A 21,919-nucleotide genomic window follows, 5' to 3' on the forward strand; every position below is an offset into this window, starting at 1 on the left:
AACGCCTGCGGACTACTCGGCCATCAGCTGCATGATCGCCGGTACCGGCGCGTTGCCGTAGCTCAGGAAGCGGTTGTGGAAGGTCTTCAGGTCGAAGTCCTCGCCCAGGCGCTGCTTCTGCTGCTCGCGGAAGTCGTAGATCTCCGCGTAGCCGGTGAAGTACGAGGTCAGCTGGACCTGCGACAGGCGGACGCGGCGCCACTTGTTGACCGCCTCGGTCTCTTCCTGGAAGGCCTCGCGGCGCAGCAGGTCGAGCGCCCTGGCTTCGCTCAAGCCCTCCACGTGGACCTCGTAGTCCAGGATCGCATTGGTGACCACGCGCAGGTTCCACTTGCCGTACATCAGCCACATCTCCGGCGCCTGCTCGCCCCAGCCGGCTTCCAGCATCATCCGCTCGGCGTAGACCGCCCAGCCTTCGATCATCGCGCCGTTGCCGACCAGGCTTTTGACCAGGCTCGGGCTCTTGTTGGCATGCAGCAGCTGGGTGTAGTGGCCCGGGATAGCCTCGTGGATGTTGAGGATCTGCAGGACCCAGTGGTTGTACTCGCGCAGGAAGCTCTCGGCCTGCTCGTCGCTGTAGTCATCCAGCGGGCTGACGTTGTAGTAGGTGTTGGCGGTCGGGTTGAACGGGCCCGGCGCGCTGACCGAGGCGCCGGCACCACCGCCGCGCATGTACTCGGGCGTCTCGCGGACCACCAGCGGACGGCTGGCGTCCTGGTCGAGCAGGTCGTGCTTGCGGACGAACTCCGCGAGCAGCGGGATCTGGCGCTTGATCTCGTCGAAGAACTCATTGCGCCCCACGTGCCGGGCCGAAAGCTTGTCGATCATCATGCCGATCCGCTGCAGGCGGTCATCCGGCATCGCGGTTCCGGCGAAGTACTTCGGCCAGAGCTCCACGGTGATCTTGTCCATCTGCCCGTGCAGGCGGTTCTTCTCGTCCACCGCGCGCTGGTGCAATTGGGCGGCGGTGAAGTGCGACTGGATGTCGTAGGCGAACTTGCGCTCGTACTGCTCGGCGCCGATGCGGAAGGAGCGGGCCTTGCCGGCGGCGACCTGTTGGGCCTGCACGCCTTCCAGCCAGCCGGTCCATTCGCCGATCGCAGCGCGGGCGGCATCAATGCGCGCGTTGAACGTGGCCTTGTCCGCGGCATCAAGACCCGAATCGGCGATCTGCTTGCGCAGCGGATCACCGAGCACGCTGAGGGAACCACGACCCTGCACGATCGCGAGTTCGACGTGCTCGGCCGTCGGGTCGGCGATGTTGGCGCGTGCCGCGGCGTAGTATTCCGGCACGTGCTCCACGCGCGCCATCACGGTGCGCAGGCGCTCGTCCTCGTCCGCGTACGGCGTGTTGAGAAGCAGGCCGATGGGACCGGCGATGTTGTAGCGCGAGGGATTCCACTGCCAGTCGCGGAAGGTCTCCTGGTACCAGATGCTGGCCTCGTACCGGTTCTTCAGCAGCATGTGGTCGATGCGCTCGGCGGGCGAGAGTTGCGCCGGGTCGAACGCGGCCAGCTCCTGCAGCCCTGCCCTGGCGAATGTCAGGTCGGCGGCGCGCTGCCGGGCGTCCGGAATCGTGAGCGTCGCCGCGTTGTCGTAGCGACCGGCATAGATCGAGGACTCCGGACTGCGCTCCAGCCCCCGCATCAGCAGCGACTCGGCCACGCTCGCGAAGTCCGCGTCCACCGCGGCGGCCTGGCTGTCCGCTGCGACCGGTGCGGTCTGGCATCCGGACAGCGCGCCGGCGCCAAGCACGCTGGCAGCAATCAACAGGGAAAGGGTGGTCTTGCGCATACAGCTGCTCCGCATCGGCCTGCCGCAACCGGAAGGGTCGCGGCGAATCGAACATCGTAGCGGCCTGGGCGCCGGGCGAGCGTGCCGTTGGTCAGGCACGCGCGCGAAATGTCGCGCAAAAAAAGGCGGGCCGCGATGGCCCGCCTTCTTCCTTGCTCCCGTGGCTCAGTGGCCCGATGCCGGGTCGCTCTTCTCGCTGCTGTCAAAGATCGAGGCGTCCGCTTCGCCCTTGACGTGGAGGAACCCGATCAGACCCTTCTCCGCGCGCGACAGCGCGTGGTCCACCAGCAGGTAGCGGCCGGGGTAGTCGACCTTGAACTCCACCATGGTGGCCCCGCCCGGCGGCACGAGCGTGGTCTGCACGTCGAGCAGCGGCGGACTGGTGAAGGACGCCAGGTTGTAGACGCGGTCGAACACCTCACCGATCAGGTGGAAACTGGAGGTCAGGTTCGGACCGCCCACGCCGAAGAACATGCGCACGGTTTCGCCGACGTTCGCCTGCATGTCAAAGGTCTTGGTCAGCGCGTTCATGCTGCCGTTGAACATCAGGTGCTCTGGCCGCTCATCGAGCAGTTTCTCGACCGAGAACTCCTGCAGGCCGCTGGAGCCGTGCTTCTGCGCGGTGTAGAGCTCGCCCTGCATGATGTAGAACTCGCGGTCCACGCCGGGCAATCCGCCCTCAGGCTCGACGAGGATCATCCCGTACATGCCGTTGGAGATGTGCTGGGCGATCATCGGCGTGGCGCAGTGGTAGACGAACAGTCCCGGATGCAGCGCCTTGAAGGTGAAGCTCTTGGTCTGCCCCGGCGCGACCTGGGTCACCGCCGCGCCACCACCTGGTCCGGTGACCGCATGGAAGTCGACCGAATGGATGTTGATGCTGTCCTCGGCGTTCTTCAGGTTGATGGTGACCGTGTCGTTCTGGCGGATCCGCAGCAGCGGGCCGGGCACCGTGTTGTCAAAGGTCCAGTAGCGGTAGGTGCTGCCATCCGACAGCTGCCCCTCCACCTCGGTGGTCAGAAGGTCGTAGGTGATGTGCTGGGCGGCGCGGTCGCCGACCGGCTTGCCGACCTGGTACGGGTCCTTCGCAACGTCCACGGCGGTGCTGACGACGTCGGCCACGTCACCGACAACCAGCTTGCCGAACATCCCGGCGGCCTTGTGGCCAGGGATCGTGCAGACGTACTCGAACACGCCGGCCTTGCCCGCACGGAAGACGATGGTGGTCGACGAACCCTCGCCGACAAGCTGGTCGGACTGCGCGTTGAACGCAGGCACCGCGATGTCGTGCATCGCACCGTCGCCGTTGACCACGGTGATGGCAACCACCGCGCCTTCAGCGACCTTCAGCTCGGGGTTCACCTGGCCCTTGATGGCGCCCGCGTTGCCGACGAACACCAGCTGCCCGTTCTCGATCGCGGTGCGCAATGTGAAGGTGACGTCCGCCACCGGGGTGACGTCCGCCGAACGCGCCGCAATGGCCTGCGGCACAAACCCGGCCGCTCCGGCCAGGGCGAACAGCAAAACCAGCTCTTTCATTCCCATCTTCCTTCCAGTCAGCAAAAGTGCTTCGTTGGCCGGCACGATAGGCATCCGCCCGCGGAGTCTCCATGACCTGGGTCAAGCCTGGACATACGGGTGCGAATGTTGACGGTCGTGGACTGCGGCGCGCGCAGCCGCCCGTTAAGATCACCCCACTACCCAGCAGCGAGGGCAACCGTGACCGAACGCATTCTCCACCCCGGCCTGGCCGGCAAGATCATGGGCGCGGCGCAGGCCGCCGAGTTGATCCAGCCCGGCATGACCGTCGCCATGAGCGGATTCACCGGTGCCGGCTACCCCAAGGCGGTTCCGCAGGCGCTCGCCGCGCGCATGGAGACCGCGTCCGCCGCCGGCCATCCGTTCAAGATCAAGGTCCTGACCGGCGCATCCACCGCGCCCGAGCTGGACGGCGCGCTGGCCCGCGTGGAAGGCATGGAGTTGCGCCTGCCCTACCAGTCCGACCCGGCCGTGCGCGAGCGCATCAACGCCGGCAACCTGGAATACATCGACATCCACCTGAGCCACGTTGCCCAGCACACGTGGTTCGGATTCTTCGGCAAGATCGATGTGGCGGTGGTGGAGGTCTCCGGCATCCGCGAGGACGGCAGCCTGATTCCGTCCTCCTCGGTTGGCAACAACATGACCTGGCTGGAACAGGCCGACAAGATCATCCTGGAGGTCAACCGCTGGCAGCCCGAGGCGCTGGCCGGCATGCACGACATCTATTACGGCACCGCCCTGCCCCCGGACCGCAAGCCGATCCCGCTGCTGCATCCCGATGACCGCATCGGCCAGCCCTGGTTCCGCCTGGACCAGGACAAGGTCATCGCCGTGGTGGAGACCAACGACCCGGACCGCAACTCGCCATTCAACCCGCCCGACGAGGCGTCACAGCGGATCGCCGGGCACCTGCTGGATTTCCTCGGCCGCGAGGTCAAGCGCGGCCGGCTGACCGACAAGCTGCTGCCGCTGCAGTCGGGCGTGGGCAACATCGCCAACGCGGTGCTGGCGGGGCTGGCGACCGGCGGTTACACCGGACTCTCGGCCTACACCGAGGTGATCCAGGACGGCATGCTGCAGCTGATCAAGGAGGGGGTGCTGCGGATGGCATCGGCCACCTCGTTCTCGCTCAGCCCGGCCGGGATCGAGGAATTCAACGCCAACGTCGACTTCTACTCCAGGCGCATCCTGCTGCGTCCGCAGGAGATCTCCAACCACCCCGAGGTCATCCGCCGGCTCGGCTGCATCGCCATGAACGGCATGATCGAGGCGGATATCTACGGCAACGTCAACTCGACCCACATCGCTGGCAGCCGGATCATGAACGGCATCGGTGGCTCGGGCGACTTCGCGCGCAACAGCTACCTGTCGGTCTTCATGGCGCCCAGCACGGCCAAGGGCGGCAAGATCTCCGGGATCGTGCCGATGGTCAGCCACGTGGACCACACCGAACACGACACGATGGTCGTGGTCACCGACCAGGGCCTCGCGGACCTGCGCGGACTGGCGCCCAAGCAGCGCGCGCGGGTCATCATCGAGAACTGCGTCCACCCGGACTTCAAGCCGATGCTGCAGGACTACTTCGACCGCGCCTGCCGCGACAGCTACGCCAAGCACACCCCGCACCTGTTGCCGGAGGCCCTGTCGTGGCACCAGCGCTTTATTGATACAGGCAGCATGCTGCTCTGACGGCTGACGGCTGACGGCTGACGGCTGACGCAATTTGACTCGTGTCAGCGGCCTGCGCGAGCCTCCGCCCGCTTGCAGGCGGCCGCGGTAAACAGGACATCGGTGGAGGAGTTCAGCGCGGTCTCGGCCGAGTCCTGCACCACACCGACGATGAAGCCGATCGCGACCACGCGCATCGCCAGGTCGTCGGATATGCCGAACAGGCCGGCCGCGAGGGGGATCAGCAGCAGCGACCCGCCTGGCACCCCGGAGGCGCCGCAGGCCGCGACCGCGGCGACGACGCTGAGCAGGAGGGCGGTCGGCAGGTCCACCGGAATCCCCAGCGTGTGCACCGCCGCCAGCGTCAGCACCGTGATGGTGATGGCCGCGCCGGCCATGTTGATGGTCGCGCCGATCGGAATCGAGACCGCGTAGGTCTCGCGATGCAGGCCCATCTTGCGGCACAGCTCCATGTTGATCGGGATGTTGGCCGCCGAGCTGCGGGTGAAGAACGCGGTGATGCCGCTCTCGCGCAGGCAGCGCAGCACCAGTGGATACGGATTGCTGCGGGTCACGAGGGCCACGATCAGCGGATTGGCCAGCAGCGCGACAAACAGCATGCACCCCAGCAGGACCGCCAGCAGCTGGGCGTAGTCCAGCAGGGTCGCCAGTCCGGTCGCTGCAATCGTCTCGGCCACCAGACCGAAAATTCCGATAGGGGCCAGCTGGATCACGGCGCGGACCAGCCGGGTCACCGCGTCCGACAGGTCCGCAACCGCGGTGCGGGTGGTGTCGGCCGAGTAACGCAGGGCAATCCCGAGCCCGACGGCCCAGGCGAGGATGCCGATGTAGTTGCCGGCCTGCAGCGCGTGGATCGGGTTGTCCACGACCTGCAGCAGCAGGTTGCGCAGCACCTCGCCGATTCCGCCCGGCGGGCTCAGATCGCCTGCGCCGGCGACCCCCAGGTGCAGTGTGACCGGAAACAGGAAACTGGCCGCCACTGCCACCATGGCCGCCGCAAGCGTGCCGACCAGGTACAGCACCAGAATCGGGCGGATGTGCGTCTTCTGTCCCTGCCGGTGGTTGGCGATAGACGCGCCCACCAGCACCAGTACCAGGATGGGCGCGACCGCCTTCAGGGCCGACACGAACACCGTGCCAAGCAGCCCGGCCGCCAACGCCGCCGAGGGCGCAACAAGCGCCAGCAGCGTGCCGGCGATCAGCCCGATCACGATCCGCAGGACCAGGCTTGTCCCGGTCCAGCGCGCCAGCAGGCCTTGCGACTGCTTGCCGGGCAGCGACGGCGTGGGCTTGTTCTCGGGAAGGCGGGGATCGGTCATGAAGTCAGGTCCGGGTCGGGAGGCATCCGCGTCGGCCGCTGTCCGGGCCGCGCACGAAGCGTCGATTGTCGCCGACCGCGCCGATGATTTGGCCGCTTGCGGGAAAATCGTGATCGCGAGACACGCCACGGCGCGTTAGCACCGCCGGCGCCGGTCGAGTGACCCATGTCATTGATCCGCACGCCAACGCAGACGAGGATGGCTGCCTCAGCCGCGCTTGCGGCGATTACGGCGAGGAGTCGATGCCCATGCACGGCGAATACAAGGAGCCCGGCGGCAAGCTGGTGGTGGTCGATCTGGTCGTGTCCGGCGGACGGTTGAGCGACGTTCGCGTGAGCGGAGATTTCTTCTTGGAGCCCGATTCCGCGCTTGACCTGATCAACCGCGCCCTGGTCGGCACCCGCGCCGACGCCGGCGTCGATGCCTGGGCCACCGCCGTGCGCACCGCGTTGGGCGATGGGGCGTCGCTGTACGGCATCAGCGCCGAGGGCGTCGCCATCGCGGTGGAGCGCGCGGTCAACGGCGAGGCCGCGCCATGAGCCGGACCGGGTGGCACGAGCACGACTGGCAACTGATCCACACCGACGCCCAATCGCCGGCGATGCACATGGCGCTGGACGAGGTGCTGACCAACGAGGTCTCCGCCGGTCGCCGCCGCCCCACGCTGCGGGTCTGGGAATGGGCGGATCCGGCGGTCGTCATCGGTCGCTTCCAGTCGCTGCGCAACGAGGTCGACGGAGACGCAGCCGCGGGTCATGGCATCCAGGTGGTCCGACGCATCAGCGGCGGCGGCGCGATGTTCATCGAACCGGGCAACACGATTACCTATTCGATCTGCGGCCCGCTCTCGCTGGTCGAGGGCCTGTCGTTCCAGCAGTCCTACGAGCTGATGGATCGCTGGGTGATCGAGGCGCTGGCCGAACTGGGCGTGGCAGCGAGCTACCAGCCGCTCAACGACATCACCTCCCCCGCCGGCAAGATCGCCGGAGCCGCGCAGGCACGCAAGGGCAACGCGGTGCTGCACCACGTCACCATGGCCTACGACATCGACACCGGCAAAATGCGCGACGTGCTGCGCATCGGACGCGAGAAACTCTCCGACAAGGGCACCACCAGTGCGGCCAAACGGGTCGATCCCCTGCGCAGCCAGACCGGCTTGCCACGCGCGGCCGTCATCGAGCGCATGATCGCGGCCTTCCGCCGCAACCACGGGCTGCGCGACGACCATCTCACCCCGGATGAGCTGGGTCAGGCGATGCGATTGGCAGAAGCCAAATTCGAGACGGCCGAATGGACTGCCGTGGTGCCGTGAAAGGCCGGGTTTTCACGCGTTGCACGGGTTGCCGCTGCTATTTTCGGCACAGGCCAAACCGGTGGGACCGACCATGAAAACCGCATCCTTGTCTTCGTTCTGGTGGCGCGCCCTGATCGGGCTGGCGCTGGTGTCGATGCTGGCGGCGTGTGCCACCGGTCCCCGGATCCGTACCGACGCGGATCCCACGGCCGACTTCTCGCAGTACCGGACCTACGGCTTCTACCAGCCGCTGGCGATGGAGCAATCGGGTTACACCTCCTACCTCTCCGACAACATCAAGATGGCGGTGCGCCGGGAGATGGAAGCACGTGGCTACCGTTACAGCGCCGACAAGGCCGACCTGCTGGTCAACTTCCAGGGCGTGATCCGCGAGAAGACGGACGTCTACGAGATTCCGCGCTCGGACGTCCAGTACTTCTACAGCTACCGCGCACGCGCGTATTACGCGTTCCCGGTGTGGTATGACGAGACCCGGGTGAGCCAGTACACCGAAGGCACGCTGACCGTCGACCTGGTCGACGCCGCGCGCAACCGGCTGGTCTGGAGCGGCGATGCCATCGGCCGGGTCAACCAGAAAAGCCCGCAGCAGCGCGTCGCGGCGGCCGACCAGGCGATCAGCGCGATCTTCGCCAAATTTCCGTACCGCGCTGCGCCCTGACAAGCGCGCGCAAGCGCACCGGTTCCGTAGCAAAGGGTGCTGCAGGAAGCGACCTGCAGCGAAGCGTTTCGCAGCGAGCCGTGTGCGCGCGCACCGTCTGGAAGCCCGGCTCTAGGTGCCGCCACCACTGCGCCAGATCGACACTACCAGCCACGCACCGGCAATGGCGGCGCCGACGAAACCCAGCAGGCCGAAAGCCGGCAGACCCAGGAGTGTGGGCCCGCCACGCACGGTCAGCGTGATCGAGGATCCGATGATGAGTGCGGCCAGGACCACGCCTACCGTCAGGCGGTTGGCCGCGTGGTTGAGCTGGGTACCGAATTCGTCCAGGCGATCGATGTCGACATGCAGTTTGACGTTGCCGCGCCGCGCCGAGCGCATCAGCCGGCGAATGTCCCGCGGAAGGCCTGCCAGTAATTCCGTCGTTTCCGCCAGCGTGCGCGCGCCCTGGCGCAACAGCGTCGCCGGTCGATAGCGCTGCAACATCGCGCGGCGCAGGAAGGGCGCCGCCTCGCTGGCCATGTCGAAATCCGGATCCAGGCTGCGACCCAGTCCTTCCAACGTGACGAACACCTTGATCATCAAGGCCAGGTCGGCCGGCAGGGCCAGCCGGTTGGCCCGCAGCAAGGCCGTCACGTCGCCCAGCATCGTGGCCAGGTTCAACTGGCCCAGCGAAATCCCGTGGTACTGGTCGACCAGCGCGTCCACGTCCAGCGCCATCTGGGCCTCGTCGGCGTGGGCCTGCGTCGCCCACTCGAGCATCACGTCGGTGACCCGGGCCGCGTCCCGCATCACCAGCGCATCCAACAGGCCGATCACCTGGTTGCGGCGGGCATCCGACAGCCGCCCGACCATGCCGTAGTCGATCAGGGCAATGACGTTGTCGGGCAGCACGAACACATTGCCGGGGTGCGGATCGGCATGGAAAAACCCGTCCTCGAACATCAACTTCAGCACTGCATTCGCGCCGCGCCGGGCAATCAGCTTGCGGTCCAGCCCGGCGGCATCGACCGCGGCCAGGTTGGACAGCGACACACCGTCGACAAAATCCTGCACGTTCATCCGCGCGCCGGTGTATTGCCAATGCACCGCGGGAACCACGATCTCCCCCGAGCCGGAGAAGCTGGAGGCAATGCGCTCGGCGTGACGGCACTCGGCCGCCAGATCGAGCTCGCGGCCCAGCGAACCCTTGAACTGGCGGACCATCGCGCTGGGCTGGAACTGGCGCAGTTCCTCGAAGCGCGCCTCCATCGCCTGCGCCGCGCGATGAAGCAGGCGCATGTCGGCTTCCACCACCGGCTTGATGCCTGGCCGGCGCACCTTGACGACCACCTCGGTGCCGTCGTGCAGGCGCGCACGGTGGACCTGGGCGATCGATGCGGCGGCCAGGGGCGTCCGGTCCAGCCAGGCGAACACGGCTTCGGGCGACGCGCCCAGGTCCTCCAGCATCTGCTGGCGGATGAGCTTGTAGGGCACTTCCGGCGCCTGGTTTTGCAGCTTGCCGAACTCGGCGATCCACTCCGGCGGGAACAGGTCCACGCGCGTCGCCAGCACCTGCCCCAGCTTGACGAAACTGGGGCCCATTTCCTCCAGCGCGTGGCGCACCCGCACCGGCGTGGGCAGCGCCACCAGCTCCTCCATGTGGCCCAAGGGCAGCACGCGCCCTGCGCGGGCGAGCACCGGCGCCAGCCCGAGCCGGCCGACCATGTCGCCGAAGCCGTAGCGGATCAGTATCGAGGCGATGTCGTAGACCCGCCCCAAGTCCCGGGTTGCGCTCAGCCCATCCCACAGCATGCGTGTAGCTCCGGTTGACCGCGGATCGGCGCGGCGCTCAGACAATGTGCGCCATCACTGCGATGTAATGGCACAGGCTCCCGCCGAGGACAAACATGTGCCATATCGCATGCGAGTACTTCAGTGCCGGCCGGTGATAGAAAATCGTCCCTGCGGTGTAGAAAATGCCGCCCGCCAGCAGCCAGCCCAGGGTCCAGCCGTCCAGCGCACGCCACATCGGCTTGATCGCGACCAGCACCAGCCAGCCCATTGCGATGTAGATCATCGTCGACAGGCGCCGGTAGCGGCCGGTCAGGAACAGCTTGAACACCACCCCGGCTGCGGCCAGCGTCCAGATCACGCCGAACAGCCACCAGCCCCACGGACCACGCAGGCCGATGAGCGTGAACGGCGTGTAGGTTCCCGCGATCAACAGGTAGATCGCGCAATGGTCGAAGACCTTCAGCCTCGCCTTGGCAACCGGGTGGCGCACCGCGTGGTACAGCGTTGATGCGACGTAAAGCAGCAACAGGCACACGCCGAAGACGATCGCGCTAGTAAGTTGCCACGCATCGCCCCACAGCGCGGCCAGGGTGATGAGGACGGCGCCGCCGGCGAGCGCGGCCGTCGCGCCCAGTCCGTGGGTGAGCGCGTTGGCGAGCTCCTCCGAAGCCGGCGCCGGCGCGGGCGTCGGTGATGACCGCGACGATGAGAGGGTAGGCATGCCGGCCATGCTAGCGCCGTTTACCGGCAACCGGTGGACGCCGCGGCTCGGGTGATCGGCGGCATCAGGCCTTTTTGAGAAAGCACGTCTTCAGCACCAGACCCTTGATCTTGTCCGAGCTGCCTTCGATGTTTTCCGGGTCGTCCTCCACCAGGCGGATGTTGCGGATCACCGTGCCCTGCTTGAGCGGGATCGAGGAGCCCTTGACCTTGAGGTCCTTGATGACGGTAACGGTGTCGCCCTCGTTGAGGATGTTGCCGTTGACGTCGCGCACCACCATCGCGTCCGCGGGCTTCGCGTTCGGATCGGTCGGCCATTCGTGGCCGCAGTCGGCGCAGACGTAGTGATCACCGTCGGGGTAGGTGTTCTCCTTGCCGCACTTGGAACAGGCCGGAATATCAGGCATCAACACACCATCCATTGAAGAGTCGGGGGGCCGGACAGTATAAGCCAGCGCCTCAGGACGTGGCCGCAACTCATTGAATCTGCTTATGAAGCCCGCGTGCATCGCGTGCCCGTGCACGCAGCGCTGGCGGCGCTTACGGAGTAGCATGGAGCGGGGCCTGCTGCACGGCCCTCTCCTTGCCGACCGCTTTCCAGGGTCCAAGCCTGCTCCCGCCATGCGCCCTGCCCTCAACCGGCGGCGTTCTAACAGGGGGTCTTCATGCCCGGTTATCTCACGCGCCAGCAGCGCATCCGCCTGGGCGATCTGGATTACACGATCCGCTCGCTCAGCGATAAACAGCAGTTTTCCGACCCCGACGGGCGCGCCAAACGGCTGGGCATCTCCTCGGCCCAGTGGTCGCTGTTCGGGCAGGTCTGGCCCGCCGGACAGCTGCTCGCCAATGCGATGGCGACTTTCGATATCGAGGGCAAGCGCATCCTGGAGGTCGGCTGTGGCCTGGGGCTGGCAAGCCTGGTGCTGCAGCGGCGCGGCGCGGACGTGATCGCCAGCGACATGCACCCTCTGGCTGAGCCCTTCCTGGCCTACAACAGCGCACTCAACGACCTGCCCAGCGTGCCCTACCGCAAGCTCCAGTGGGGTGTGCCACTGCCCACGCTGGGACGCTTCGACCTGCTCATAGGAGCGGATGTCCTCTACGAACGGCCGCACGCGGAACTGATTGCCGCGCTGGTCGGAAGGCACGCGCTGCCCGAGGCCGAGTTGTTGTTCTGCGACCCGGGCCGGGGCCACAGCGGCGCGTTCACCCGGGCCCTGGCATTGCAGGGCTTTGAGGTCAGCGAATCCCGCGGCGCGCTGGACGAGGATGAGCCCGAGACCTTGCGCGGTCGACTGCTCCACTACCGGCGCCGCGCAGCAGACGGTCCGCAATGATGTCGGAGGCCACGGATTTGCCGGACATCGACCGCTCGATAAGCTGCCAGCGATGCGACGCGGTGTGTTGCCGACAAACCGTCCTGGTCATGCCGGAGGACACCGCCGTCCCCCGCCACATGATCGCGCGTACGCCGCACGGCCTGCACGTCATGGCCCACGACGAGGACGGCTGGTGCGTGGCCGTGGACCCGACGCGCATGAACTGCACCATCTACGACCAGCGGCCGGGAATCTGCCGCGCGTTCCGGATGGGGAGCCCGGATTGCCGCAGCGTTCGCGATGCCTACTCGCGTCTCTACGACGAAGCCGCGCCGCCGGCGGAGTAAGCCGTCCCCGAAGTGATCAGCCGCGGGCGGTCTCCAGCGCTGCTGAGAGGTCCGCCCACAGGTCATTGACATGCTCGATGCCGGCCGACACCCGCAGCAGGCCGGCGGTGATGCCGGTCGCCTGGCGCGTCGCCTCATCAAGTACGCGGTGGGTCAGCCCGGCCGGGTGCTGGATCAGACTGTCCACCGAGCCCAGGCTGACCGCCGGGGTCAGCAGGCGCACGGCCTTCATGACGGTCGATGCGGCGGCGTGCCCGCCGTGCAAATCAAAGGCGAGCAAGGCGCCCGGCCCGCGCATCTGCGTGGCGGCGAGGTGATCGTTGGCGACCGTCCCCATTCCCGGATAGAACACCGTTGCCACCGCAGAGTGTTCGGCCAGCCGCTGTGCCAAGACCCCGGCGTTGTGCTGGGCGCGCTCGACGCGCAGCGCCAGCGTCGGCAATCCGCGATGCAGGAGATAGGCTCCCAGCGGGTGTAGCAACGCGCCGGTAACGGCACGGATCTGACGCAGCGGCTTGGCGTTTTCCTCGCTGCAGCACACCACCCCGGCAATCACATCGCCGTGGCCGCCGAGGAACTTGGTTGCGCTGTGGAGTACATACGTCGCGCCCAGGGCGATCGGGTTCTGCAGCACCGGCGTGGCAAACGTGGAGTCCACCGCTACCGGGACCTTGCCCGCCGCTGCGACCACGGCGCGGATGTCGACCAGGTCCAGGGTCGGGTTGGCCGGCGTCTCGATCATCACCAGCGCCGTCGTGGGGCGGATACGCGAGGCAATATCGGCCGCGTCCACGAATTCGGCCTCCAGTCCGGCCATGCCGCTGGCGAGCAGGTGATCGGAGGTTCCGTACAACGGACGCACGACCAGCACGTGTCCGCCGTCCGTCCTCACCGCCATCAGTAATGCCGCCAGCGCCGCCATCCCGGAGCCAAAAGCGACGCAGGCCTCGCTGCCTTCCAGCTGCGCCAGAGCGCCTTCCACCCGTGCCACCGTGGGATTGTGCAGCCGCGCGTAGATCGGATTGGCCGCGCTTGCCTCCCCGGCCACCAGCGCATCGAAGCTGGCCGTACCTGCCGCCAGATCGGGTACCGGGTAGGTCGTGGAGAGGTCGATCGGCGGGGCGTGAACGCCCAACTGGCCGAAATCCTCGCGCCCGGCGTGGACGGCAAGCGTGTGAAGGTGCGGCATCCGATGGGGCTCCTTGGCTGTGGAGCCCCATTCTAGGATCGATTGCGCCCTTAGAAGCGGTAGATGGCAGCCAGCCCGGTCTCGCTGGGCATGCGGCCCTTGGGCACGACTACGACCTGGCCACCGTTGGCGATCACCTTCTCGGCGATATCGTCCAGCAGGTCTTCTCCGATGCCGCCTTCCGCGGCGAAGTCGACCGCACCGCTCTGCAGGTCCATGCGGCCGTTGACCTGCCGATCGGCTTCCACCAGCAGGGTGGATACGCGTGCCGACACGGCGCTGCGCGCCACCTGGGCGATATCGTCGTTGGCCAGCCAGCGCGCACGCGCGGCGTGGTACATGTCCACCAGCCCCGCCAGGCGCTCCAGGTACTTGGGCTCCATGACGCGCCAGGCGCGCTCGCGCAGCTCGTCCAGGCTGATGGCGTCGGGATGCGTGTCGATCCCCTGCGGCAGCAGATAGGCGTTGTGGCTCAGCTTGCGGAACATCGCCTGATGCTCGGGCAGCGCGGCCAGCATCAGTGGCAGTCGCGCCGGACGCGAGAACTGCTCGGCGACCGCGCGATCAACCGCACGGAAGAACTGCTCGGTGTCGGCATCGACCAGCTTGCTGCGCTCGATCTGGCCGTCGTTGACGCCGGCGATGGTTGCCGCCGCTCCGCGCGACCACGACGCCGGGCGCTGTCGCAGCGGGTCATCGCCAAGCACGGCCTCAAGCGTGTCGGGAAAGTCGTCGCCGGCTTCGAACGGATCCAGCGCATCGCGGTTGCCGACGAACATCTTGGCGCTGTGACGGTTGATCGCCAGCACCTGGTAGCGGTCGGCGGACTGCACCATCCGCAGCAGCGGCTTGATGTGGAAGCTGTCGCCGACATTGACCAGCTCGGGCACGGCGCGCTGCAGGCGATAGACGCGGAACATGTCCGGCGAGACCAGCACCGCCAGTCCGTCCAGGGTGTGATTCCAGAAGTTGCGCTCCTCGCCCAGCTTGCGCAGGTTGGCCAGCAGCGGCGCGGGATCCTTGTCCGGGTAGCGCTCCTTCCACGACGCCTCCGCCTTCTTGACCAGGTTGCCGAACCGGATAGGGTCCTGGCCGTTGTCCGGGTGGCTACGGTGCGTCGGCTGATAGAGCGAAATGCACGGGCCGACCGGATCCTGGAACAGGTTTCCGGTGAAGTCGTCGATAAGTGAATGCATCTTGGCACCTCGGTGAACGTGAATTTGGGGGCGGCAAAACTCGGGTTCTGCGACCTGAATCCAGTCTACCCTCCCCGCCTGAAGGCAATGTCGCGACCCACCCTGCGCGCTGACTCGCGCCAGCGGAGGAAAGGCGTGATGCCGTATCGTGGCGACATGCCCGAGTTGCCCTACCTTGCCGGTTACGATCCTGGACTTCGCCAACAGGTGCGCGAGTTGATCCGTCGCGACCGGCTGGGATCCTGGCTGCAGGAGCGCTACGACCAGGCCCACGAGGTGCGCACCGACGGCGCCCTGTACCAGTACGTGGTCGGGCTCAAGGACCGCCACATGCGCAAGGCGGCGCCGCTGGACAAGGTGGTATTCGACAACCGCCTGCAGGCAGTGCGGCACGCGCTGGGCACCCACACAGCGGTCTCGCGCGTGCAGGGTGGCCGGCTCAAGGCCAGCCGCGAGATCCGGATCGCCGGGGTTTTCCGCGATGCGCCAGAGCCGTTCCTGCGCATGATCGTCGTCCACGAACTGGCCCACCTGCGCCAGTCCGACCACAACCGCGCGTTCTACCAGCTGTGCAACCATATGGAGCCGGACTACCACCAGTTGGAATTCGATATGCGGCTGTACCTGACGCAGCTGGATCTGGCCAAGCGGGATTCAGTCCGGCAGTAGCGTCGGGTACGGCGCGATCCTCCGGATCACCGCCTCAGCCGCTGCAACCCCCGCAACAGATCGACGGCAGTTGTTCGATCGCGTCCGGCCCGACCGGATAGCCGGCAAAGCCCAGCACGACGGCCAGATGGTTGGCATCCAGCGCCGCCGCCACCCGCAAGCGGTGGCTGGAGGGAGCGAAATCGATCACTGCCGCAGGATCGACGTCGTAGATCGCATCTTCGATCCGACCCAGCGCCTGCGGGTCAAGCGCCATCGCGCCCGCCTTTTCGCCCATGTCGATGTGGAACTCGCTCATGCCGGTCCTCCTGCCTGGTTTCGTCTTGCCGACCATGGTGCGCGGAGGACGGCGGAGCGGCCGTGACCCGGATCAAGCGTCGGGCAGACCGTAGCGCCGGTTGGCAGTTTGTTCAGCCGGACCGGCAGCAACACCCGGATAGGCGGCAATTGTTTGTGGCTGCGTGTGGATTGCGGTGGGATTGGCGCCCCCACGTGCAGGCAGGTGACGGCGCACCGTACGCTGGAAGAACAGGTTGTTGGGCACCTGCAGGACCGACGAGGATTTGCCGTCGACGCACTCCTGCAGCGTCGTGTAGATCAGGTTGATGTCCACGACCTGGCCTTTCAGCCCCGGCTTTTCCCCGTTTTCCAGCAACTCGATGTGGTCGTTCAGCCGGAACGGGCGCGTGGTGAGGATCAGCGCCGTGCAGAAGATGTTGGACAGCACGCTCCAAGCCGCAAAGAACGCCACCGCGCCGACGGCGGCGAAGCCGGTGAACGCGGTCCACAGGATCGTCCCGGACACGCCAAAACGCTCCAGTATCAGCAGCAGCGCGCCGAACGAGACCAGGAACCCGAGCAGGCGCCGGCCGCCGACGGCCACCTGGGGCAGCAGGTTGTAACGCTGACTGACCCGCTTGATCAGGTGCCGACCCATTGCCCGCAACGCCCATGCCGCGATCAGGATCAGCACGATCTGCCCGGCCGGCAACAACACGTCCAGCCACTGCTGGGTCCACGCGGGAAACTGGTCTTTCATGATGATGGCGCGCTCAGGCATTGCGGCAGGAAGCGGCGCAGGATCCGCCAAACCGGCAAGGATACCGCCCGCCAGGGCTGTTTGCGGGGGTGGCTTTTGTCATGGGTGCGCGAATCGTGCATCGGTTAGGCTGCAGGATCCCAACGACGAGGTTCCTGTCCAATGAAGCACCCTCTCGCGCTGGCCCTGGCTGTGGCGCTGACCACCAGCTTGGCCGCATGCAGCCAGTCCGAAGCCAATCCGGCTGAGCCCAGCCAGTCCGCATCCCAGGACGGCAACACCGTGAACGAATCCAGCAACAACCCCTTCTTCGCCGAGAGCAGCCTGCCGCTGCACTACCCCGCGTTCGACAAGATCACCGACGCCGATTTCGGCCCCGGTTTTGATCGCGGCATGGCCGAGCACCTGAAGGAAGTCGAGGCGATCGCCAACAACAGCGCAGCGCCGACTTTCGAGAACACCATCATCGCGCTGGAGAAATCCGGCGAGATCCTCGACCGCACCTCGACCGTGTTCTTCTCCCTGGTCGGTGCCGACACCAACGACACCCGCAAGGCGATCCAGGCCGAATACGCGCCCAAGCTGGCCGCGCACCGCGACGCCATCGCGCTGAACCCGAAGCTGTTCGACCGCATCCAGAAGCTGTACGACACCCGCGACTCGCTGGGCCTGGACGCCGAGGGCGTGCGCCTGGTGGAGCGTTACCACACCGACCTGGTCCGCTCGGGCGCCAAGCTTCCCGAAGCCGACAAGGTCCGTCTGAAGGAAATCAACGGCGAGCTGGCCAATCTGGGTACCAGCTTCAACCAGAACGTTCTGGCCGAGGTCAACGCCTCCGCCATCACGGTTGACAGCAAGGACGAACTGGCCGGCATGACCGACGACCAGATCGCCGCCGCGGCCGACGCCGCCAAGGCCGCCGGCAAGGAAGGCAAGTACGTCATCGCCCTGCTCAACACCACCGGCCAGCCGCTGGAGTCGCAGCTGGAAAACCGCGCCCTGCGCGAGCGCCTGCACAAGGCATCGGTCAGCCGCGGCAGCCGCGGCAACGAGTTCGACAACACCAGGCTGGTGTCGACGATCCTCAAGCTGCGGGCCGAGAAGGCCGGCATGCTGGGCTATCCGACCTACGCGGCCTACGTACTGGCCGATGAAACCGCCAAGACCCCCGAGGCGGTCAACGAAATGCTCGGCAAGCTCGCCCCGCCGGCCGTCGCCAACGCCCGCCGCGAAGGCGCCGCGCTGCAGGCGATGATCGACAAGGAGCAGGCCGCCAAGGGCGAGCCCACCTTCAAGCTGGAACCGTGGGACTGGGCGTACTACACCGAGAAGGTCCGCGCCGACAAATACGACTTCGACGAGTCACAGCTCAAGCCGTACCTGGAAATGAAGAACGTGCTCGAGAACGGCGTGTTCTACGCCGCCGGCCAGCTGTACGGCCTGAGCTTCAAGCAGCGCACCGACCTGCCGGTCTACCACCCCGACGTGACCACGTATGACGTGTTCGACAAGGACGGCAGCCAGCTGGCGATCTTCGTGTTCGACCCGTTTGCCCGTCCGTCCAAGCGCGGCGGGGCGTGGATGAACTCCTACGTGTCCCAGTCCGCACTCACCGGCAACCTGCCGATCGTGGCCAACCACCTCAACATCACCAAGCCGACCAATGGCCCGGCGCTGATGACGTGGGACGAGACCACCACGATGTTCCACGAGTTCGGGCATGCGCTGCACGGCATGTTCTCCAACGTGAAGTATCCCTACTTCAGCGGCACCAGCGTGCCGCGCGACTTCGTCGAGTTCCCGTCCCAGGTCAACGAGATGTGGGCCGACTGGCCCAGCGTGCTGGCCAACTACGCCAAGCACTACAAGACCGGCGAGGCGATGCCGCAGGCGTTGCTGGACAAGGTCGCGGCAGCCTCCAAGTTCAACCAGGGCTTTGCCACCACCGAGTACCTGGGTTCGGCGATGCTTGACCAGAGCTGGCACCAGGCCAAGGCCGACGCCATCCCCGACGCCGCCGGCGTGATGGACTTCGAAGCCGCTGCGCTGAAAGCCAACGGCACCGACTACGCCGCCGTGCCCCCGCGCTACCGCACGCCCTACTTCAGCCACATCATGGGCGGATACGCAGCCGGCTACTACGCCTACATCTGGTCGGAAGTGCTGGACGCCAACACGGTGGAGTACATCAAGAAGAACGGCGGCCTGACCCGCGAGAACGGCGATCGCTTCCGCGACACCCTGCTCTCGCGCGGCGGCAGCAAGGACGCCCTGCAGCTGTTCCGTGACTTTGCCGGCCACGAGGCGGAGATCAACCCGCTGCTGGTGCGCCGAGGACTTGATGGCACGGTCACCGACGACGCCAAGGTGCCAGTCATCAAGGAGTAATCCCGCCGCAGGTGCTGGATCAAAAACGCCGCCGGGTTGATCCCGGCGGCGTTTTTTTATGGGCTGAAGCGGGCCGTGTGAAGCAGACCACGCATCGAGTGGCGCTAGCTGCCACCCTCGAAGAGGTCACGGTATTCGGGCGAGATGTACGGCATCAGGACGTTCGCCGGAACGTCCACCGTCTGCACGCCATCGGAGTACGGACCCACCTGGTAGGGCGAGAAAACAAAGCGCAGGCCGCGCAGCTTTCCCGCCGCTCCGGGCAAGGGCTCGAACTCGCCGAATTGCGCGGGCTCGGGTGCGGTGCCCTCGTCGATCATGCGTCCTGCGCTGCGCATCATCCGGGTGCGTTCCGCGGGATCTGAGGCGTCGCCATCGATGCGCTGCGAGAGACGTGTGTGCAATTGCTCGCGGGCGTACTCGGAGACCGCTTTCCAGCCGGCGGGATCGGTCACGAGCTCTTCGGCGGTCAGCATCCTGTTGCGGGCCGGCAGCCAGTTGAAGCGGGCAAGCAGCGGCATCCCATGGGCGCCACCGGTGTAGCTGCTGCCATCGGCGGCCCAGGAAACGAGCTGCGGCGTGCGCAGCAATTCGACAAAGCTCAGCGAGAGGTCGTAGGGCGCGTTGCTGCCGCCGTCTTCTGCAGGTGGACGCGACTGCGCGGCCTGGATCATTTCCCCGCGGGCGCTGTCCGCATAGGCTTTCATGCGCCTGGCCAGGCCCGGATAGGCCGAGGCGTCACCCTGGTAGCTGATGCCGACGAGGTAGTCGCTGGTGCCTTCCACGATATCTTCCAGCACCACCGGCTGGTCGTCGGTCACCGGGTCGGGCAATCCAGGCGCCGGCTGGGTTGCGCCGGTGCCGGTGGGACCCGCGGTGTCGGGCGGCGAGCGATCGCAGCCGACTGCAGTAACCAGCAGGGCGGCCATGAGCGCGGCGATGAGTGGCGTGTGACGCATGCAGTGATCCCCCTGGACGAATTACGTGCAGCCTAGCCGCGCTGACGTGACGCCCAAATGCACGGGAGCCCGGCGCAGCCATGCGCGCGGCTGGACTCCACTCGCGGACCGCTCAGGCCGCGCTGCGTATCACCACTCGGTGCGGTGCGGGATCAGACCCTGCAGCTCCTCGTCGGTCAGGTTGCGCCACTGGCCGATCTTCAGGCGGCCCAGCTTGACGTTGCCGATGCGCACCCGCACCAGCGTCTTGACCCGGAACTTGAAATACGCCGCCATCAGGCGAATCTGGCGATTGAGTCCCTGCACCAGAACAATGCGGAAGCCGAAGCGGCCCAGCTTGGTGGTCTTGCAGGGCAGCGTGGTCTGACCGTGGATGGGCACGCCCTTGGCCATGGCGCGCAGGAATTCGGGGGTCACGTCGTGGTTGACCGCCACCAGGTACTCCTTCTCCAGCTTGTTCTCCGCGCGCAGGATCTCGTTGACGATGTCCCCGTTGCTGGTCAGCAGGATCAGCCCTTCCGAATCCTTGTCGAGCCGGCCGATCGGAAAGATCCGCTGCTCGTGGCCGATGAAGTCGATGATGTTCCCGTCCACCGCCGACTCGGTCGTGCAGGTGATCCCGACCGGCTTGTTGAGCATGATGTAGACGTGCTTGCGCTTGCCCTTGGCGACGGTCTTCACCCGCAGCGCCTGGCCATCCACCTTGACCTCGTCATCCTCACCGACTTCGGAGCCGACCCGCGCCCGGATGCCGTTCACGGTCACCCGGCCTTCGGAGATCAGGCGATCGGCTTCGCGGCGGGAGCAGAACCCGCTTTCGCTGATGTGTTTGTTGAGGCGCATGACGGGATGGGGACCGGTGGGGGCCGCGTAGGCTGGCACAAGTGTCCCCCAATGGCGAACACGGGCGGAAGATCCACCGATGCGCAGCGCCGGGGTAAGGTTTGCCGGGCTTACTCGACGAGCGACAGGTAGGCCGGGTGGCGCTTGGCCCATCCAGCGGCGTAGCTGCATTCCGGACGCACCTTCCACTTGTGCTGGCTGGCGTGCTCGAAGGCCGCTTCCACCAGCTGTCCGGCGATTCCGCGGCCGCCAATTTCCGACGGGACGCCGGTGTGGGTGATGACCATGACGTTCCCATCGCGGTGATAGTCGAGCACCGCATCGGTGCCGTCCACGGTGAGGATGAAACGGCCGGCATCGGCGTCGTGGCGCGGCGCCGGGGTTTGCGCTGGGGTGTTCTCCGGGGATTGGCCTGCCATGGGTAGCTCCTGACTGTGTGGAATGGCAGTCAATCTACTACCGCAGGCATTCACCCCGGATGAGCACCGCGCAATTGGCAAGCGCGTCGCAATCTGGCCTGACGCAGCGTGGTTCCCGTCCTGCGAGCGGCCCTACCCGAACGAAGGACTCAGCAACTCGCGCAGGAAGTGGCTGCCGATGGCGGGATTGAGCATCAGCACGAACAGCACGCCGTAGATCGCGCCCGACAGGTGCGCGCTGTGGTTGGTCCGGCCGCCGCCGCTGCGGTCCATCCAGAACGAATAGCCCACGAAGAACACGCCGTACAGGATCGCCGGCACCGGCAGGAAGAACACGAAGATCAGCGACCACGGCTTGACCAGGATGAAGGCGAACAACACCGCCGATACCGCACCGGAGGCGCCCAGGCTGCGGTAGTTGCGGTCGCCCTTGTGGCGCAGGTAGGTGGGCATGATCGCCACCACGATCGCCGACAGGTAGAACAGCGCGAAGCCGACGGGGCCGATCATCTGGGTGATCAGCTGCTCGGCGAAGCGGCCGAAGAAGAACAGCGTGATCATGTTGAACAGCAGGTGCTGCCAGTCGGCGTGGATGAAGCCGTGGGTGATCAGCCGGTCGTACTGCTTCGCGCCGCTGATCGCCGGCGGCCACAGGATCAGGCGCTCCAGCAGCCGCGGGTTGCCGAATGCTTGCCAGGAGACCAGGACGGTGACGGCAATGATGGCCAGGGTGATCAT

At 66.5% G+C, this 21,919-nt stretch carries 22 protein-coding genes; 8 read left to right on the forward strand and 14 right to left on the reverse strand.

Going from position 1 to position 21,919, the window contains the following annotated elements; genetic code table 11:
* Positions 1-12: 12 nt before the first annotated feature.
* Both INQ41_RS07340 and nirK read right to left on the reverse strand, forming a co-directional pair.
* Positions 13-1,794 carry a DUF885 domain-containing protein gene (locus INQ41_RS07340; protein WP_193983205.1) on the reverse strand — a complete coding sequence of 594 codons (1,782 nt, stop codon included), beginning with the start codon at positions 1,792-1,794 and terminating at the stop codon, positions 13-15.
* Between the two features lie 165 nt (positions 1,795-1,959).
* Positions 1,960-3,333, reverse strand: a complete 1,374-nt coding sequence (gene nirK, locus INQ41_RS07345; RefSeq protein ID WP_228076533.1) for a copper-containing nitrite reductase — start codon at positions 3,331-3,333, stop codon at positions 1,960-1,962.
* Positions 3,334-3,555: 222 nt separating this feature from the next.
* Between nirK and INQ41_RS07350 the strand changes: the two genes are divergently transcribed.
* Positions 3,556-5,025: an acetyl-CoA hydrolase/transferase family protein gene (locus INQ41_RS07350; protein ID WP_228076790.1), complete on the forward strand. Its 1,470-nt coding sequence runs from the start codon at positions 3,556-3,558 to the stop codon at positions 5,023-5,025.
* Between the two features lie 44 nt (positions 5,026-5,069).
* On the opposite strand, the gene sstT is transcribed toward INQ41_RS07350, so the two are convergent.
* On the reverse strand, positions 5,070-6,344 hold the full coding sequence (sstT, locus tag INQ41_RS07355; RefSeq protein ID WP_193983211.1) for a serine/threonine transporter SstT: 1,275 nt from the start codon (positions 6,342-6,344) through the stop codon (positions 5,070-5,072).
* 158 nt (positions 6,345-6,502) lie between these two features.
* Between sstT and INQ41_RS07360 the strand changes: the two genes are divergently transcribed.
* From INQ41_RS07360 to INQ41_RS07370, 3 genes are all read left to right on the forward strand, one after another.
* Positions 6,503-6,883, forward strand: a complete 381-nt coding sequence (locus INQ41_RS07360; protein ID WP_228076534.1) for a biotin--protein ligase — start codon at positions 6,503-6,505, stop codon at positions 6,881-6,883.
* The gene (locus INQ41_RS07365) at positions 6,880-7,656 is read left to right on the forward strand and encodes a lipoate--protein ligase family protein (protein WP_193983213.1); all 777 of its coding nucleotides are present in this window, start codon (positions 6,880-6,882) and stop codon (positions 7,654-7,656) included. The genes INQ41_RS07360 and INQ41_RS07365 overlap by 4 nt, the downstream gene beginning before the upstream one ends.
* A gap of 73 nt (positions 7,657-7,729) precedes the next feature.
* Entirely contained in the window at positions 7,730-8,317 is a 588-nt protein-coding gene (locus tag INQ41_RS07370) for a DUF4136 domain-containing protein (RefSeq protein ID WP_193983215.1), read from the forward strand.
* A gap of 111 nt (positions 8,318-8,428) precedes the next feature.
* On the opposite strand, the gene INQ41_RS07375 is transcribed toward INQ41_RS07370, so the two are convergent.
* From INQ41_RS07375 to INQ41_RS07385, 3 genes are all read right to left on the reverse strand, one after another.
* Positions 8,429-10,108 carry an ABC1 kinase family protein gene (locus INQ41_RS07375; RefSeq protein WP_282436996.1) on the reverse strand — a complete coding sequence of 560 codons (1,680 nt, stop codon included), beginning with the start codon at positions 10,106-10,108 and terminating at the stop codon, positions 8,429-8,431.
* Positions 10,109-10,148: 40 nt separating this feature from the next.
* Positions 10,149-10,814, reverse strand: coding sequence for a PAQR family membrane homeostasis protein TrhA (gene trhA / locus INQ41_RS07380; protein ID WP_193983219.1), 666 nt, complete (start codon positions 10,812-10,814; stop codon positions 10,149-10,151).
* Between the two features lie 64 nt (positions 10,815-10,878).
* Positions 10,879-11,220, reverse strand: a complete 342-nt coding sequence (locus INQ41_RS07385) for a zinc ribbon domain-containing protein YjdM (RefSeq protein ID WP_193983221.1) — start codon at positions 11,218-11,220, stop codon at positions 10,879-10,881.
* A 258-nt stretch (positions 11,221-11,478) separates the two neighbouring features.
* Between INQ41_RS07385 and INQ41_RS07390 the strand changes: the two genes are divergently transcribed.
* Together INQ41_RS07390 and INQ41_RS07395 are read left to right on the forward strand one after the other, a co-directional pair.
* Positions 11,479-12,150 (forward strand): class I SAM-dependent methyltransferase, encoded by a 672-nt coding sequence (locus tag INQ41_RS07390; RefSeq protein WP_193983222.1) that lies wholly within the window; start codon positions 11,479-11,481, stop codon positions 12,148-12,150.
* Positions 12,147-12,479, forward strand: coding sequence for a YkgJ family cysteine cluster protein (locus INQ41_RS07395; RefSeq protein WP_193983224.1), 333 nt, complete (start codon positions 12,147-12,149; stop codon positions 12,477-12,479). The genes INQ41_RS07390 and INQ41_RS07395 overlap by 4 nt, the downstream gene beginning before the upstream one ends.
* Before the next feature lie 16 nt (positions 12,480-12,495).
* Here INQ41_RS07395 and INQ41_RS07400 read toward each other — a convergent pair whose 3' ends face one another.
* Positions 12,496-13,668 (reverse strand): trans-sulfuration enzyme family protein, encoded by a 1,173-nt coding sequence (locus INQ41_RS07400; RefSeq protein WP_193983226.1) that lies wholly within the window; start codon positions 13,666-13,668, stop codon positions 12,496-12,498.
* A gap of 50 nt (positions 13,669-13,718) precedes the next feature.
* Positions 13,719-14,864 (reverse strand): baeRF3 domain-containing protein, encoded by a 1,146-nt coding sequence (locus INQ41_RS07405; protein ID WP_193983228.1) that lies wholly within the window; start codon positions 14,862-14,864, stop codon positions 13,719-13,721.
* 156 nt (positions 14,865-15,020) lie between these two features.
* Here INQ41_RS07405 and INQ41_RS07410 point away from each other — a divergent pair, with 156 nt between their 5' ends.
* Positions 15,021-15,533, forward strand: a complete 513-nt coding sequence (locus tag INQ41_RS07410) for a M48 family metallopeptidase (protein ID WP_193987271.1) — start codon at positions 15,021-15,023, stop codon at positions 15,531-15,533.
* Between the two features lie 34 nt (positions 15,534-15,567).
* Here the strand turns inward: INQ41_RS07410 and INQ41_RS07415 are convergent, their stop codons facing one another.
* The gene (locus INQ41_RS07415) at positions 15,568-15,831 is read right to left on the reverse strand and encodes a hypothetical protein (RefSeq protein ID WP_228076535.1); all 264 of its coding nucleotides are present in this window, start codon (positions 15,829-15,831) and stop codon (positions 15,568-15,570) included.
* Between the two features lie 72 nt (positions 15,832-15,903).
* On the reverse strand, positions 15,904-16,572 hold the full coding sequence (locus INQ41_RS07420) for a mechanosensitive ion channel family protein (RefSeq protein ID WP_193987273.1): 669 nt from the start codon (positions 16,570-16,572) through the stop codon (positions 15,904-15,906).
* 162 nt (positions 16,573-16,734) lie between these two features.
* Here INQ41_RS07420 and INQ41_RS07425 point away from each other — a divergent pair, with 162 nt between their 5' ends.
* Entirely contained in the window at positions 16,735-18,960 is a 2,226-nt protein-coding gene (locus tag INQ41_RS07425) for a M3 family metallopeptidase (protein ID WP_193983230.1), read from the forward strand.
* Between the two features lie 104 nt (positions 18,961-19,064).
* On the opposite strand, the gene INQ41_RS07430 is transcribed toward INQ41_RS07425, so the two are convergent.
* From INQ41_RS07430 to INQ41_RS07445, 4 genes are all read right to left on the reverse strand, one after another.
* Positions 19,065-19,919: a DUF3298 and DUF4163 domain-containing protein gene (locus tag INQ41_RS07430; RefSeq protein ID WP_193983232.1), complete on the reverse strand. Its 855-nt coding sequence runs from the start codon at positions 19,917-19,919 to the stop codon at positions 19,065-19,067.
* A 129-nt stretch (positions 19,920-20,048) separates the two neighbouring features.
* Entirely contained in the window at positions 20,049-20,762 is a 714-nt protein-coding gene (locus INQ41_RS07435) for a pseudouridine synthase (RefSeq protein ID WP_193983234.1), read from the reverse strand.
* A gap of 110 nt (positions 20,763-20,872) precedes the next feature.
* Entirely contained in the window at positions 20,873-21,181 is a 309-nt protein-coding gene (locus INQ41_RS07440; RefSeq protein WP_193983236.1) for a GNAT family N-acetyltransferase, read from the reverse strand.
* A gap of 132 nt (positions 21,182-21,313) precedes the next feature.
* Complete coding sequence (locus INQ41_RS07445; RefSeq protein ID WP_193983238.1) at positions 21,314-21,919, reverse strand: rhomboid family intramembrane serine protease; 606 nt, start codon at positions 21,917-21,919, stop codon at positions 21,314-21,316.

This window comes from Lysobacter ciconiae, from assembly GCF_015209725.1.
In the GTDB taxonomy this organism is placed as follows: domain Bacteria; phylum Pseudomonadota; class Gammaproteobacteria; order Xanthomonadales; family Xanthomonadaceae; genus Novilysobacter; species Novilysobacter ciconiae.